This window comes from Marinobacter sp. W-8, from assembly GCF_044342215.1.
GTDB lineage: Bacteria > Pseudomonadota > Gammaproteobacteria > Pseudomonadales > Oleiphilaceae > Marinobacter > Marinobacter nauticus.
Genome location: NZ_CP172297.1, coordinates 2,581,289 through 2,595,430, shown reverse-complemented (window position 1 = coordinate 2,595,430; position 14,142 = coordinate 2,581,289). Strand labels below are relative to the sequence as shown.

The following is a 14,142-nucleotide window of genomic DNA, read 5'->3' as shown; positions in this document are numbered from 1 at the left end:
TTACTGAATGAAAACCAGTTTGTCCGTTGTTATACCTGCAAAAAATGAGTCCGTAGCCATTGGTGGCACGGTGCAGGGAGTCCTACGCCTTTTTCCTGACGCTGAAGTGATAGTGGTAAATGATGGTTCCAGCGATGAGACTGCAGCGGTTGCAGCGCAGGCTGGGGCAAAAGTATTGAATCAGCCATATAGCAAAGGTAATGGAGCCGCCATCAAAACTGGGATGCGGGCGGCCACCTGGGATATTGTGGTGTGCATGGATGCGGATGGCCAACACCGGCCGGAAGATATTGCGCCATTACTAGCAAAGCTGAATGATGGCTACGATATGGTGGTGGGCGCACGCAGCCACGAGGGGCAGGCGGGCCTGCACCGATCATTAGCAAACGGATTTTATAATCGTTTTGCCAGCTGGATGGTGGGGCACCGGATTGATGACCTGACGTCAGGCTTTCGGGCGGTTCGCCGCAGCAAGTTCCTGGAATTTATCAGCCTGCTGCCAAACAAATTTTCGTACCCAACCACTATTACTATGAGTTTTTTTAGAGCAGGGTACTCGGTTGCTTACGTACCGATAACTGTGTTGAAACGAGCGGAAGGCTCTAAAAGCCACATCAGCCTTTCGAAAGATGGCCTTCGCTTTCTGCTGATTATTTTCAAGATTGGCACTTTGTTCTCACCGTTAAAGCTATTTTTTCCAATTTCTATGGTGTTGGGTGGCGGTGGTGTACTTTACTATGCATATACTTACATGACGGATGGGCGTTTTACCAACATGGGGGCATTGCTGTTAACTACGGCGATTCTGGTTTTTCTAATGGGGTTGGTGTCGGAGCAGATAACGGCTTTGCTGTATCGGGAGAAGGAGTAACGTGACCAAAGCAGAGCGACTGGATAAGCCCTCAAATTGGTTAGCTAACAAGTCTGGCGAATGATAGGGCCGATCGCGCGCGGCACCATTCGCACTAGCTTAGTTTTCGGTCTGCGTCTAGCCGTGCAGGCGGGAAATTTGCTTATTGTGGCCCGCATGTTGGGCCCAGGGCAGTTCGGTGCATTTGTAGGATTTGCTGCGCTGGCACTGATTCTCGGTACGTTATCAACTTTTGGTACCCATTTGGTATTGCTGAAGGAGGTGTCTCTCGCACCTGAGCGCCGCGAAGATATATTCCGGTTTGCTATCCCAACAACCTTGATTTTTGGTGCGGCACTTCTCTTCATTTATCTTTTGGCAAGTACTCTTCTACTTCACACAAGCAGCATCGGTTTTATGGTGCTGCTTGCAATTGGTGTCAGCGAGATCTGGCTGCAACCTGTGGTTTTGCTAATTGCGACGGAACATTTAGCACTTGGGCGGACGGCTCGTTCACAGCTACTGACCATGCTGCCTTTGGCTTTGCGCCTGCTTGTTGCAGCAACTGTATTTTTGTCTGGGATCAATGACTCTATGGCTGCTTATGGATTCGGGTATTGGTTTGCATCATTGGTAGCTCTCTTAATCGCATCGCGCACCATGCCGGTACCGTTCCCCAAGTTACGCAGTTGGAAACTGCCTAGCAAGAGTGAACTACGGTCCGCTTGGGGCTATGCTGCACTTAATATCACGGCGGCGGGCCCGTCAGAATTTGATAAAACTCTTGCCTTCAAGCTGTTGCCCCCTGATTCGGCGGGATTGTATGCGGCGGGTGCGCGTGTCATTGGAGCGACGATGTTGCCTGTGATGGCGATGATATTATCTGCGCTGCCCAGGTTGTTCCGCGAAGGTCAGGATGAATCTCAGCACACTAATCGTTTGTTGCGCTGGATCTTCGCCACCTCGGTAGTGTTTAGTCTAGTGCTAGTAGCCATATTCTGGCTCCTTGGGCCTGTTTTCGCGTGGTTATTCGGTACAGCCTATCATGGGGTAGAGCAGATGATCCAATGGTTGACTTTTGCTATACCGGCGATAGCCTTGAGATTGGCCGTCGGTAGCGCCCTGATGGCTGCGGGAAAACCCTGGATGCGGGTTAGTTTTGAAGTGACGGGGTTAGTCGTCCTCGCAGGTGCTGCTGTAATGTTTACCGAGCATTTCGGTACCCTTGGAATGGCGTTGGCGTTGGGGTTGTCTGAGTGGATTATGGTCCTGTTGGGCATGGCGCTAACCGTTTTTACTTTACGCCATACGGAGGATATGCGCGACATAGATAAAGATGGCCGTGTCGGTGAACTTCGAAAGTGGTAGATGCCATCCTGATAATAGGCGTGCCGAGCTCAACATAGAATTGCCGGACGGCGCGGTCTCTAGAAATAGCAGGTACTGTGAGATTGGTGTCTATTTCTCGCTTTTTGGTGGTGGGGTGAAGGAGCGAAATTGCCCGCGTATCAAATCGACAGAAGCTGTAATGAAACCCAACAAGGGAGTTAACGATTTGAGCCGCCAACACCTTATGGATGCCCGGAGTGGAAGAACAACACAGCGGCAAGTTAGGTATAGATTTTTTTCAAATGAGTTGCGTGCCAATTTTTTAGCCAAAAGCCAGTGGCCACGGTTTATGTGATACTCATAGAAAAGCGAGCCATTTTTTGAGCTTTCTGAACCTGAATGTTGTATCAGGGCGGCTTTCTCTTCTATGATTTTTGCACCAACCTTCAGAAGTTCTGAAGATAAGGCGACATCTTCTCCATAAAAGAAAAAATCCTCATCGAATAATGCACCTCGAGCTATATTCGATCGCACTAACATGCAACAGCCGCTAGCGTACTTTAGCGATTTTTGGCATGGTTTCTTGATCAATAGTGAAGTCATTGCACAGTAGTAGTTAAATAAGCTGCGAGAAGCTCCAGTGTTGTCACATACACGAGGAATGACAATGTCCGCGTTCTGGAGTCCGCTTGCCAAACGCGCAACACTGCCAGCTTCAACAATTGCGTCTGAATTTATCAGAAGTATTGCAGTAGTATTGTTTACATTCGCTCGTGATAGCCCCAGATTTACGCCTTTTGCAAAGCCTAAATTTTGCGCTGGGTCGACAACTTGGATACTCATCCCACTGCGACGCAACTTAGTTAAGGCTGATGCCATTATGTCAATAGACCGACCGCTATCTTCGGAATTATCAACTAGAACCGCATTCCTAATTCCTTCCTGGGACAACGAGCGCAGACATTGCAGTGTTGGTTCTGGCGATCGGAAATGTAGAACTAACGCGCTGATCGTTGCAGGATAAATGGTCATGTGTGCTTCCCTGGTCGTTGGGCCATGATAATTGTCTCTTCGCCCCACCGCGCACTGCAAGTGGATAGAAGGTTTGAGAGCAGCCAGATAGATTTATTCAGCGGCATCGAAAGGGAGCAGCCTTCTCTGCGTGAGAGGGCGACGGACTCAGTCCACAGATTCGAACTTTGTGCACCACGCCTAACTAACTTAATATTTATAAAGCCCGCACTTCTCAGCCAATCATGAAGAACTTTTTGACTTGGTATTAACAAATGGTAGGGGGGGTGGAAGCCTTTCCAGCCTTGCTTGAAACAATGAAGCCCTATTGCATCCGGGTTCGGCAAAGCCATCCATAACCATCCTGAAGGAGCGATGAGTTCGTGTAACTTGGTAAGTGTTGTTTGGGGATTAATGACGTGCTCGATCACATGGTTTAGGGTTATATAATCGAAGTGGGTTAGTGGTAGTGCCGCTGACTCAAGGTTTCCCGCTACGATATTCAGTCCCCTACGCCTACCAATAACAACAGCTTTCTCATCTGGCTCGCACCCTATCGCGCTCAATCCCATCTCTTTGGCCCGCATTAGAAAATCACCGCTGCCACATCCGACGTCTAGAAGAGTGGTTTGTGCTCGACATGATTGTCGAGGTATGTGTCTTCCGTATACATCTAGTTTCATTCTCAGGTGCGGAAATAATCGAAAAATATTATAACCTGAAAGATTAGAATTGGATCTATGCATTCCAAATCGTGTGTTGAGATACCCATTAATGAGCCTCGTTAATATGGATTTGTCAGTCAAAGTTTTATCTAAGTGCTCCCTATGTGTGTAGTAGTTTTCATATGCAAGAGAGAGTGAGATTTCATCAGGCCGATTGACAAGATAAATTGAGCCACAATTGGAGCAAAGGTTATATCTCCAAATGTCGGGAAAATTCAACGTATCATCACGCCGTCTATATCTCTTATCAACCTTATCGGAGCCGCAGGCCGGACATGTTATAAGGGTTGTGCAGAGTCCTCGGGACCATTTATATTGTGGTTGTTTCATTTAAATAAACTTCTAGATACTGAGATGTTGATTTTGTATGGGAAAACCTTACTTTTGCATGTTGTCTTGAAAGGTTTGAAATTTTTCGTCGCAAGTCCTCATTGTTGAAGATTTTTTTTATGGCCGAAACAAAACTGTTTACATTGGATGGGCTACAAAGGAGCCCTGTCTTCCTATCTTCAATTACTTCTGCGAGTGATGACCCGCGACTTGCTATTACAGGCAGTCCGCACGCCATGGCTTCAGCAGCAACCAGTCCAAAACCTTCGCTGAGTGATGGAAATACAAAGGCATCTGCAGTCTGCATCGCAGCAACGACATCGACAGGGGTTTGTAGGCGGCCGATATCATGCATGTTGGGCGGCAAGAAAGGTTTGCTGCGATTTGCAGTTGGGCCACCGGTGTAATACAGTTCAAAGTCTTCGCCTAATTCACGCATGATTGGCGCAAGCAGATCGACGCCTTTCAGAGCTTTCCAGCTACCGACATAGAGCAAACGAAAAGGTTTATGGGGTTTGCGCTCGTCTGTCGAAGGGTGGAATCTTTGTATGTCGACTCCGTTATAAATCACCTCTATTGGAATGTCTAACAGTGTTTTTCGGCCAATATTGGCTGCATAATGGCTGACGGCAACTACTCTGTTAGCTAATTCCATGACACGGCGTTCATTGGGGGCAATCCACCATCGATGGTAGCAATTGCGAGCGAAGCCTTTGAGTTTGGCTAAAGCTGGATCGTGAATGGAATGATGTAGCGTTGCAATTACCGGCAGTTGTTGTGGTAAAAAACGCGGATGAAGCCATGTATTGACGTGTGCGACTGTCGCCCAGCTTGGAGGAGTAGGTACAGGTACTGTCCAAGGAGCATATTCGGCACGTAAAGGGAGCCAACTGATCTCTGCTCTAAAACCTTCCTCATTAAGATTTTGAACCAGTCGCTCTGTAAATACATCTGTGCCTGTATTGCTGCGAACAGTCGGGAACCATACGCCTAAGGGGTTATCCATTTTTTGAAGGCTCGCTACTGTTAACTATATTGCTGGATATATTATTTCCAAAGTTCGCGCATGCTAGTATTTTGGCAAAATTCTGTATAGCACGGGCAGGTAATAGTTCTTTTCTGCAGGTGACAACACGCTTGCCCATCCCTGAGTAGTTGCCACACTCAACCAAATATCCCGAAATATTATTTCTAACGGCATCCACGATTCTACCTGCTTCAAAATCCACCGTTGCTAGGCCATGCGCTGCAGCTTCGATGGCGACCATGCCAAATTCTCTCGGCCGGTGTTCCATAAGCGTTGCAGTGTGTGAATTCTTGGAATTGGAGGTTAGATCCTTTTCTAAAGGGATAGGAGTGACTCCGTCTTCAAGTTCTTTTGGCCAGGTGACCACGGATCCGTACTGAATCTGGGATGCTGGTGTGAGATTGTTCCTTTTCATAGCTTCAGTGCCGGGAGCTACGCATGCTGCGTTTTGATCGGATCTGCCCTTAAAAGTGCTCTGTTTCCTCACTTTCTAGGTAATTCACGATAAAAATCGAGGGACTAGCTAGTTGCTCGCCAGTTTGAGAACGTTCCAGAGATTGATATTCTTTTTCTTCAATGAACGCAAGCACACCATTGGGAAGCTCGCCTTCTAAAATGGCGTTCTTTCCTAAGCCGTCACTCCGCTCAGTTGCTTGCCGCATGATGATCGTGGGCACTCCAATTACAGCAAGCTCCTCTTGGTTTGAGCCGCCGTCAGTTAGGATGCAGGCAGACTCGGCAGCTAAGTGAAGAAACTGACTGTACCCCAAACGAGGGAGTAATCTGATAGCGGAGTGTTCTTCAAGGCGCTCGAAAAGTCCAGCCTTGACCAGTCGCTTGCGTGTTGCAGGGTGTAGAACAAAATAAACCTCATTAAGTTTGGCTATGTTTTCAAGCAGCTCAACTAAGCTTTTGAGTCGCATCTTGTTATAGATATTCTGAAAGCGGTGTAGTGAGGCGACAATATAGTCTTGCCCTACGCTAGAGCCCCCGCCGCGACTAGCTCCTGTTAATTTTATTGAGTCTACTATTGTATTGCCGCCAGTGTTAATAGCCTTACATGCTGGATGAGTGGATTTCATGTGCGCCAGAGTTTCCGCGTCTGGGCACATGGCGATATCGCTTAGTCGGAAAACAATTCGTCTTGATAGCTCCTCCGGGAACGGGTCGAGAATTTTTTTCGATGTCAGTCCGCTCTCCAGATGGACAACACGTGCGCCGATTTGCCTGCCGACTAACGCACCCAGCACGGTTGAAAGGGTGTCGCCATGTACTAAGACGTTAATAAGTGTTCCGTTGAGATGTAGCGCTTTGAGCTGACGCCTGATACCAAGATAAGCTCTTGGAAGCCATGCGATAAGAGCTAACACGGTGGCATGCTCCTTAGCAGGGGCAGCCGTAACCTGCTCAGACTTTACCCGAAACTCGTCCAGTAGATCTTGCATGGTCTCCTGATGCTGCCCGGTCATTAGCAGCGTTACCGGTAGGCCTTTTTGTTCGCATTCGACAATGATCGGGGCGACTTTGATTAGCTGTGCACGTGTACCTATGACAAAGACAAAGTGCTGATTAGATCCCTGTGTCACTTGGTTTACCTATATTGCTTCAGTCGAGGGGAGAGCCTGTTTTGAAAGCTTTCGTCTAGGCTCGTAGTATGCCAGAGTTGGTCGGTTTTCGCCGGGATGGGGTGGTTTTGGGCTGTAAGCAATGGGATGGACTCCTCCTCACCTCACCGGCATCTACGTGCCAAAATGGTGAGTGACTAGTCAACCATCATGAAGATGAGGAGAAGCCCAGATGAATATTATCCGCGTCGGTGTTGATATTGCCAAATCAGTTTTCCACGTGCATGGCGTAGACCGTCACGGTAAGACGCAATGGCAGGGCAAATACTCTCGGCAGAAGTGGCTTGATGCCCTCAGCCGCAAAGTATCCGCCGGTGCCGAGATCGGCATGGAGGCTTGCGCGTCATCACACCGCTGGGCTCGGGAACTCCAGAAGCGGGGGTATCACCCTATGTGTCAGCGTAGTTGTGTGTGCCACAGCAATGCGCACAGTAAGACAGGAGTCATATTTGTGCAGCATGAGAAGCTGTTGAAATGATGGAGGAACCGACCCTCCGGAGCCTGCCTGTAGGGGCTGGCTTCAAACCATCCTGGGCGGCATTTGACACAAATCATGCACAAATCATGGACAGGCACTAGCCTGACCCGATCCCCAAAGGCCCGGCGGTTTCGACCCCGGGCCTTTGTTGTTTCTGGCTTTCGGTTTACTGCGTCTATTTCGGGGTTATGGCAAAAAGGCAGCGGCATTCCGCCGCGAATTCTGGACATGCGCCGATTTCAGGCAAGCGACATTCTCGGCGGGAACACCGATAAAGGGATTGGAGTAATTGGGGGTGGTTGTCTAAGCCGCTCGTCGTCGCCGTCCAGGATTTCGGTAATCCTGGTAACTGTCCTCAAACGCGGTCGCCCGGTGGCACCATCGTTCCGGGTCCAGATTCAGCCGTTCCAGAATCGGTAGCGCCTTCTCATCAATAGCGCCCCGTTTGTCGCTTCGGCTGATCCGCCCAGTGCAATCTACCAGTTCCAGGTAATCTTCAAAGCTGAACAGGATGCCTCGCTGGAAGCCGTTTCGAATCACGCCTTCAAAACCCAGTAGCGGTTTTAACGGCACCGAAAACTCATTCAGCGCCTGCTGTTCTGTTTGCCGGGCAATGGCTTCTGCCAGATCAAAGGTGGGATGAATTCGCTCCTTGATGCTGGTGTGTTCGGAGGTTTCTGGCGTCTCCGCCATGGCAGCGCGGATTGGATTCAGGTCGACATAGGCCATGCAGGAAAGGAGGGCTTCTTCGGTATCCAACGCTTGAGACTTGAACCTGCTCTCCCAGAAGTGCCCGGTGCACTCATCTTCCCGGTTGGCCTGCCTCGCAATCGGCTCGTTCAGGCATTTCATAAACCAGCTCAAATCCGCCAACCGCTGCCGGAAGGTTTCCGCGTATTCCTCCACTCGCCCAGTTGATCATGGACAGGCACTAGCTTACTAGCTTGTCTCCACAAAATTGATGCCCAAGAACCATGCGCATATACTGAGTAGAACATTTCTCGAGAGGGCAACACCATGCAAACTGCCGAAACTACAAAGTCCATACGTAAACCAACGAATCTATCGCTGGATAGCACTCTTCTCAAAGAGGCAAAATCCCTTGGAATCAATGTCTCTCGGTCTGCAGAAGCAGGAATTGCGGAAGCGGTTAAACTCCATAAGCGGAGTAAATGGCTTAACGAGAATGCTGAAGCGCTTGAAAGCTCGAACTCTTATGTTGAAGCCAACGGCTTGCCTCTTGCACGGCATCGCCAGTTCTGATGTCTCGTTTCGATATCTTTGAAAATAAAAACGGGGCGGGATATCTGCTGGACGTTCAGTCAGACCTTCTCAGTGGCTTGAACACACGAGTAGTTGTGCCGTTACTGCCCAAATCGTCGGCGCCATTTCCTGCTCAGAGGCTGAATCCTGTGTTTAGCATCAACGGCCTGGAAGTCGTCATGGCGACTCAATATATGGCGGCTGTGCCGGAAAGCGAATTGCGTTTTTGCTCCGGTAGCCTTGCTGAGCAGCAAGATGACATTGCCGCAGCACTGGATATGCTGCTTTTGGGCTTTTAGGGGTGATCATGGGCAGGCGCTAGTGTCCCGTCTGGCTAATTCCTTAATCTACTGCTTGCCTCTGAGGACTCTGACCAAGGCGCCAGTCTGCAGATGTGGTGGTTCCACATCAAGGACTGGTAACACAGGGCTCAGAGTCCTCAGAGACAAGCCCTCCGGGAGCTTCTGAAAAACCGAAGAACGTCGTTCTGCTGGCTCGATTTGGAACCACCAAACCTTCACCAGCACGCCTAGCTCTTCGGTTTTTCAGAAGCTCAGTAGGTTAAGGAATTAGCCAGACGGGACACTAGCTATCGCAAACTCAGCTTTTAACACCCGGTATGGTAAATTGGCAGTCTTGAAAACAACTGAAAGTTGCACCGCCAACCGGAGCCGAAATGCCCACCGCCACAGACAACCACTGGTCAATGCCACCCAACCCCGAAAAAGCACTTATGCTTGCACAACGTGCGGTGTCGGTATTTGTATACGATGCAGTGCGCCTGGAGGGCATCAACTTTACGTTACCGGAGGTACAAACCCTGCTGCAGGGTGTCACAGTGGGTGGGCATCGGCTGAGCGATCAGCAAATCGCCGTTAATCAGGGCGAGGCCTGGAAGCTGCTCTTTCAAATGATCCGGGAAGGGAGCTTCAGTTTATCGCCCGATTGCGCCATAGCTCTGCATGCGGTTGCTGCAAGGGAAGAAGCGTTGGAGTGGGGCTGCTTTCGCAGTGGCTCCGTACTCATTGCCGGCACTGATTACGAGCCACCGGCGGCTAGTGAGTTACCGGAACGTTTTGACCGCATGATCGATGAACTACAACACATGGATGATGTTTACGATCAGGCTGTCCACCTGTTCCTAACCATGGCCCGTTGCCAGTTTTTCTACGATGTGAACAAGCGCATGGGGCGTTTTATGATGAACGGCCACCTGCTGAGCAACGGCTATCCGGCCGTCAATATCCCGGCTTCAAGCCAGCTCGAGTTCAATGAACTTATGCTCCGCTTCTACGAGTCCGGCGACCAGCGTGAAATGAATGCATTTGTGCGTAGCTGCATGGACGAACGGGTTGTTCGTATTATGAAAGAAGAGTAAGCGGGTTAGGCCAGCAGTATATTCGGGGGGGATCATTGGCAGACGCCAGCCTGATCAGAGCTTCTCTCATTTTGATACTGATTTGATCACCACCCAGCCAAATACCCCGCCAAAGCCTCAATCTCCCCCTCCGACAAAACTCCAGCCACCCCAATCATCGGCGTACTGTGTTTGGTGGGGTCCATCTCTTTGAACCGCCTCAGGGCAATCCCAAGATATTCAGCCGGTTGCCCGGCCAAGCGGGGCATATCCCTGAAACCTTGTGCTTTGTCGCCGTGGCAACCTGCGCAGCGCACAGCAAACAGTCTCTCGCCGGCGTCAACCTTGGTCGGGTCTCCACCGGTGCGGGGCTTCGCAGTCTGCTGGCTGTAATAAACCGCAATATTAATTCGCTCCTCCAACGACAGTGTTTTCGCCAGTTTGGACATCACATAGTCCTCACGGGTACCGTCGCGGAATTTCTCGAACTGGTTGAACAGGTAGAGCGGGTGTTGGGCGGCCAGGTTGGGTATGTATTCGCGCTTGCTGTTGCCGTCCTCGCCGTGACAATAGCCACAAAAGCGGATGCGCTCGTGACCGGCCTCGTAGCTGGCCTGGCGCTTGGCGTCATCGGCCATGATGGCGTTCAGTTGTGACATTGCATCGTCGGCAGAGCTGGCTGAAACCATTTGAGAGGCCGCAAGGCCGACGACGATCATTAGTTTCCTCAAGTGAGAACTACCCAGCATAAGCCACCTACTTCTTCGGAAAGGCCAAAGAATAGTCGGCTGCCCCGGTTGTGGTCTTGCCAAAGATCAAAAATTCGGAATTCAGGTCATCCGCATCGTCAAATGTTTAAAACAAACGAGATCGTGACTACGCTTGTTAGCAGGCGCTCACCATGCGGAGCATCGCTATCTTCTTTAACAGCAATGGATAAGGAGAACAGTATGCATAGCAAGAAACAGGGATTATCCCTTGTCACAACGTCCGCTGCTTTGATTCTGGCGGCTTCCCAGGCACTCGCAGAGCCAAAGCTTGAGGTGGAAATGTTTGAAGCCGGCGTGGAAGGCCGCGGGGATTTCATAGGCACGGTTACACTCACCGCTTACGATCAGGGCGTACTCATTGAGTCTGATCTCACTGGTCTCTCGCCCGGAGTTCACGGCTTTCACCTTCATGAAAAACCGGACTGCAGCCCGGTAGAAAAGGACAGAAAAACAACGCCTGCAGGTGCCGCTGGTGGGCATTACGACCCACAAAACACCGGGAAGCACAAAGGCCCGTTCGATAAATCCGGGCACCTTGGCGACCTCCCGAGACTGCATGTGGGCCAAGAGGGAGAAAACGCCCAGACCAACATTGCGCCAAGGCTGCAGCTGAGCGATTTCAAAGGCCGGGCACTGGTGATTCACGGTGGAGGAGATAATTACTCGGATTCGCCCCAGCCTCTTGGGGGTGGCGGTGCCCGAGTGGCCTGTGGTGTTGTTCCGGGTTAAAACATTCATCGGGCCCCGGTGATCACCACTGACCGGGGTCAATTCCTCTCTCCACAGCACTCCCTTCACCGGAAAATTACGTTAAGCTTTGTCTATCGCCAACCAGACAAGGACTTACGCGCCTATGAAACTCCGCTTCCTCGGTGGTACAGGCACCGTCACCGGCTCCCGCTATCTGCTTTCCGACGACAATCACCGTATGCTGGTGGATTGTGGCATGTACCAGGGCGTGAAGACTCTGCGTCGCCGAAACTGGGCCAAGTTTCCGGTAGATCCTTCAACTATTGATGCGGTGGTGCTTACCCACGCGCACATTGACCATTCCGGCTACCTTCCTGCGTTGGTCAAGAACGGGTTTAAAGGCAAGATCTACTGCACCAAAGCCACTCATGAGCTCTGCAAAGTACTGCTGCCCGATGCCGGGTTTCTGCAGGAAGAGGATGCCAAGTACGCCTTCCGGAAAAAGTTCTCAAAGCACGAAAAACCGGAACCTCTGTTTACCGAAAAAGACGCCTGGGAAGCCCTGAAGCACTTTGAATCCCTGCACTACCACGAGAAATTCGAGCCGGTGAAGGGCTTTGAGGTTCAGTTCACTCCTGCCGGGCATATCCTGGGTTCCTCCTGCGTGCACGTTACGCACAAGAGTTCCTCCCGCACCGTGGTGTTCAGTGGCGATGTCGGGCGCCAGGACGACATCATCATGCGCCCGCCAGAGCCCATCAGTCATGCCGATGTTTTGGTGTGTGAATCCACCTATGGCGACCGCACCCATGGTGAAACCGATCCAGAAAAGGATCTGGAAGAGATCATTACTAAAACCGCGGGCCGCGGCGGGATCGTATTGATGCCTGCTTTCGCCGTGGGCCGGGCCCAGATGTTGTTGTACGTTGTGCACAAACTGATGGGGCAGGGGCGCATTCCCAAACTGCCGGTGTATCTCAACAGCCCCATGGCCATCAAAGCCACGGAAATATTCTGCAAACATCACAAAGAGCACAAGCTGAACGGCGCCCAGTGCGAGCTGATCGACGACAAAACAGAGTTCGTTCGCACCGTCGAGGAATCCATTGAGCTGGATGCCGTGAGATATCCCTGCGTGATCATCTCAGCCAGTGGAATGGCCTCGGGCGGCCGGGTGTTGCACCACCTTAAAACCCTGCTGCCCAACCCCAGAAACAGCGTTGTCTTTGCCGGCTTCCAGGCACCTGGCACACGCGGCGATGTCTTGGTGCATGGCGCCGAATCGGTCAAAATCCACGGTGAATACTGGCCGGTGAAAGCAGAGATCCATAACATGGATTCCATGAGTGCTCATGGTGACTATCGGGAAATCCTGCACTGGCTGGAACAAGGTACCTTGAAGCCCGAAAAGGTGTACGTGACTCACGGCGAAGCGGTAGCCAGTGATACCATGCGCAAGCGCATCTCGGAAAAATTCGGATGGGATGCCGAAGTGCCAGATTTGTTTGAAGAAGTGGAGATATAGGGAAGATGCCAGGGCCTTTTGTCCAAGGCCCTAAATTTACGAGGTTTTACAATACGCCTATTGCGGCGACACGTGGTAGCTGCAACTATCCACATTGCAGATCTATGTTATGGACATTTAGTTGTAACAATTAAGGAAAAGCCGTGCTCCACCTTCGTTACCTTCCTTTCGTGTTTCTTTTGCTGGCTTCCGGCTGTTCAGAGAGTCCCGAATCCGCCATCGACGATATCGCAGACAAAAGCAAAGACCTGGTTGAAAGCGCCCGAGAGCTTGCCGACGACGCATCAGAACGTGTCGACGAGGAGCTTGAAAAAGCGAAGCAAACCGCCTCAGAAAGAGTCTCCAACGCTGTCGACGAGCTGAAAGGAGACTGATCATGGTTGAATCTGCAGACCAGGGTGCAGCCGCGCCCAGGGCAGGCTTTCGCCAGAAAATGGTCACCTGGGTGGCGGCCCTGTCACTTCCGGTCATTGCGCTCGGTAATTTCTCTGAAGCAGTGATGATTGTCGAAGACACCGTCGACCGGGTTGTCTCCACCTTTACCAATCTTCCCGAATACGAAGACCTATCTTACCTGCGCGCCGGCATCAGCCAGGACTATGTTCGCGAGATCTTCGGCACACCACAGGTAAACAGAGATCTCGGCGATGGCCTGGGTGCTGAGTACTATTTCGACAAAAAGTACTTGCTCACGTTGCTGGTCCGTTCCGGCGAAGTCACTGCGTTCACTGTAATCAGTCTTCAGGACGACTTTTCTCCGGAGGTCTTTGAAGAGTGGGGCGGCCCACTCGGAGAATTTACCTTTGCAGCCCTTAAAGGCATGCCCGGCGAATTCCTGGTTGATTGGACCAAAAACAGCGCCCTGTACCTGGAGCTGGTCAATCTCGGCGGAGGTTCCCTCAACCAGAAGGCTTACGCCGGCTGGGTTAACTATGGTGCAGGGGCCGAAGCAGCCGGGCTGAGTAAACTTTACCAGAGTGTATTGACCGACGAGGCCACCGAAAAAGCCCGAGCGGCTGTGCGCGAGTCGGTACGTCCAAACCTCTATGGCTGGGGCCGCCTGAGCTTGGCTGATATCCGGAATTCCATCCTTAGCCCGACAGATCTTGCCCATTATCTGTCTGCCTACCAGAAATAAAACCAAAATCGCGAGGAGTGCGAG

At 51.1% G+C, this 14,142-nt stretch carries 17 protein-coding genes; 10 read left to right on the top strand and 7 right to left on the bottom strand.

Annotated features, from left to right (window positions below):
• Positions 1-7 precede the first annotated feature (7 nt).
• On the top strand, positions 8-871 hold the full coding sequence (locus tag ACF8YQ_RS12015) for a glycosyltransferase family 2 protein (RefSeq protein WP_396621533.1): 864 nt from the start codon (positions 8-10) through the stop codon (positions 869-871).
• Positions 872-931: 60 nt separating this feature from the next.
• On the top strand, positions 932-2,218 hold the full coding sequence (locus tag ACF8YQ_RS12010) for a lipopolysaccharide biosynthesis protein (protein ID WP_396621532.1): 1,287 nt from the start codon (positions 932-934) through the stop codon (positions 2,216-2,218).
• 90 nt (positions 2,219-2,308) lie between these two features.
• Here ACF8YQ_RS12010 and ACF8YQ_RS12005 read toward each other — a convergent pair whose 3' ends face one another.
• The 5 genes from ACF8YQ_RS12005 to ACF8YQ_RS11985 form a co-directional block, all read right to left on the bottom strand.
• Entirely contained in the window at positions 2,309-3,211 is a 903-nt protein-coding gene (locus tag ACF8YQ_RS12005; protein WP_396621531.1) for a glycosyltransferase family 2 protein, read from the bottom strand.
• Positions 3,208-3,873, bottom strand: coding sequence for a class I SAM-dependent methyltransferase (locus ACF8YQ_RS12000; RefSeq protein WP_396621530.1), 666 nt, complete (start codon positions 3,871-3,873; stop codon positions 3,208-3,210). Before ACF8YQ_RS12000 ends, ACF8YQ_RS12005 begins: the two co-directional genes overlap by 4 nt.
• Before the next feature lie 352 nt (positions 3,874-4,225).
• Positions 4,226-5,251 carry a glycosyltransferase family 4 protein gene (locus tag ACF8YQ_RS11995; RefSeq protein ID WP_396621529.1) on the bottom strand — a complete coding sequence of 342 codons (1,026 nt, stop codon included), beginning with the start codon at positions 5,249-5,251 and terminating at the stop codon, positions 4,226-4,228.
• A complete protein-coding gene (locus ACF8YQ_RS11990) occupies positions 5,244-5,687 on the bottom strand; it encodes a glycosyltransferase (RefSeq protein ID WP_396621528.1) in 444 nt (147 codons plus the stop codon). The genes ACF8YQ_RS11995 and ACF8YQ_RS11990 overlap by 8 nt, the downstream gene beginning before the upstream one ends.
• Before the next feature lie 49 nt (positions 5,688-5,736).
• Positions 5,737-6,858: a UDP-N-acetylglucosamine 2-epimerase gene (locus ACF8YQ_RS11985; protein ID WP_396621527.1), complete on the bottom strand. Its 1,122-nt coding sequence runs from the start codon at positions 6,856-6,858 to the stop codon at positions 5,737-5,739.
• A 211-nt stretch (positions 6,859-7,069) separates the two neighbouring features.
• Here ACF8YQ_RS11985 and ACF8YQ_RS11980 point away from each other — a divergent pair, with 211 nt between their 5' ends.
• A complete protein-coding gene (locus ACF8YQ_RS11980; protein WP_396621526.1) occupies positions 7,070-7,375 on the top strand; it encodes a hypothetical protein in 306 nt (101 codons plus the stop codon).
• Positions 7,376-7,678: 303 nt separating this feature from the next.
• On the opposite strand, the gene ACF8YQ_RS11975 is transcribed toward ACF8YQ_RS11980, so the two are convergent.
• Positions 7,679-8,227, bottom strand: a complete 549-nt coding sequence (locus ACF8YQ_RS11975; RefSeq protein WP_396621525.1) for a hypothetical protein — start codon at positions 8,225-8,227, stop codon at positions 7,679-7,681.
• 165 nt (positions 8,228-8,392) lie between these two features.
• On the opposite strand from ACF8YQ_RS11975, the gene ACF8YQ_RS11970 reads away from it, so the two are divergent.
• The 3 genes from ACF8YQ_RS11970 to ACF8YQ_RS11960 all read left to right on the top strand — a co-directional run bounded on the left by ACF8YQ_RS11970 (position 8,393) and on the right by ACF8YQ_RS11960 (position 10,016).
• Positions 8,393-8,638 carry a type II toxin-antitoxin system CcdA family antitoxin gene (locus ACF8YQ_RS11970; RefSeq protein WP_228223898.1) on the top strand — a complete coding sequence of 82 codons (246 nt, stop codon included), beginning with the start codon at positions 8,393-8,395 and terminating at the stop codon, positions 8,636-8,638.
• On the top strand, positions 8,638-8,937 hold the full coding sequence (locus tag ACF8YQ_RS11965) for a CcdB family protein (protein ID WP_023011844.1): 300 nt from the start codon (positions 8,638-8,640) through the stop codon (positions 8,935-8,937). The genes ACF8YQ_RS11970 and ACF8YQ_RS11965 overlap by 1 nt, the downstream gene beginning before the upstream one ends.
• Before the next feature lie 377 nt (positions 8,938-9,314).
• A complete protein-coding gene (locus tag ACF8YQ_RS11960) occupies positions 9,315-10,016 on the top strand; it encodes a Fic family protein (RefSeq protein ID WP_396621524.1) in 702 nt (233 codons plus the stop codon).
• Between the two features lie 86 nt (positions 10,017-10,102).
• Here the strand turns inward: ACF8YQ_RS11960 and ACF8YQ_RS11955 are convergent, their stop codons facing one another.
• Positions 10,103-10,714, bottom strand: a complete 612-nt coding sequence (locus ACF8YQ_RS11955; protein ID WP_396621523.1) for a c-type cytochrome — start codon at positions 10,712-10,714, stop codon at positions 10,103-10,105.
• Positions 10,715-10,945: 231 nt separating this feature from the next.
• Between ACF8YQ_RS11955 and sodC the strand changes: the two genes are divergently transcribed.
• From sodC to ACF8YQ_RS11935, 4 genes are all read left to right on the top strand, one after another.
• Positions 10,946-11,494 carry a superoxide dismutase [Cu-Zn] SodC gene (gene sodC / locus ACF8YQ_RS11950; protein WP_396621522.1) on the top strand — a complete coding sequence of 183 codons (549 nt, stop codon included), beginning with the start codon at positions 10,946-10,948 and terminating at the stop codon, positions 11,492-11,494.
• A 124-nt stretch (positions 11,495-11,618) separates the two neighbouring features.
• The gene (locus ACF8YQ_RS11945; protein ID WP_023009043.1) at positions 11,619-12,980 is read left to right on the top strand and encodes an MBL fold metallo-hydrolase; all 1,362 of its coding nucleotides are present in this window, start codon (positions 11,619-11,621) and stop codon (positions 12,978-12,980) included.
• Positions 12,981-13,123: 143 nt separating this feature from the next.
• Positions 13,124-13,354: a hypothetical protein gene (locus ACF8YQ_RS11940; RefSeq protein ID WP_224850109.1), complete on the top strand. Its 231-nt coding sequence runs from the start codon at positions 13,124-13,126 to the stop codon at positions 13,352-13,354.
• Between the two features lie 2 nt (positions 13,355-13,356).
• Entirely contained in the window at positions 13,357-14,118 is a 762-nt protein-coding gene (locus ACF8YQ_RS11935; protein WP_224850115.1) for an ETEC_3214 domain-containing protein, read from the top strand.
• Positions 14,119-14,142: the final 24 nt, after the last annotated feature.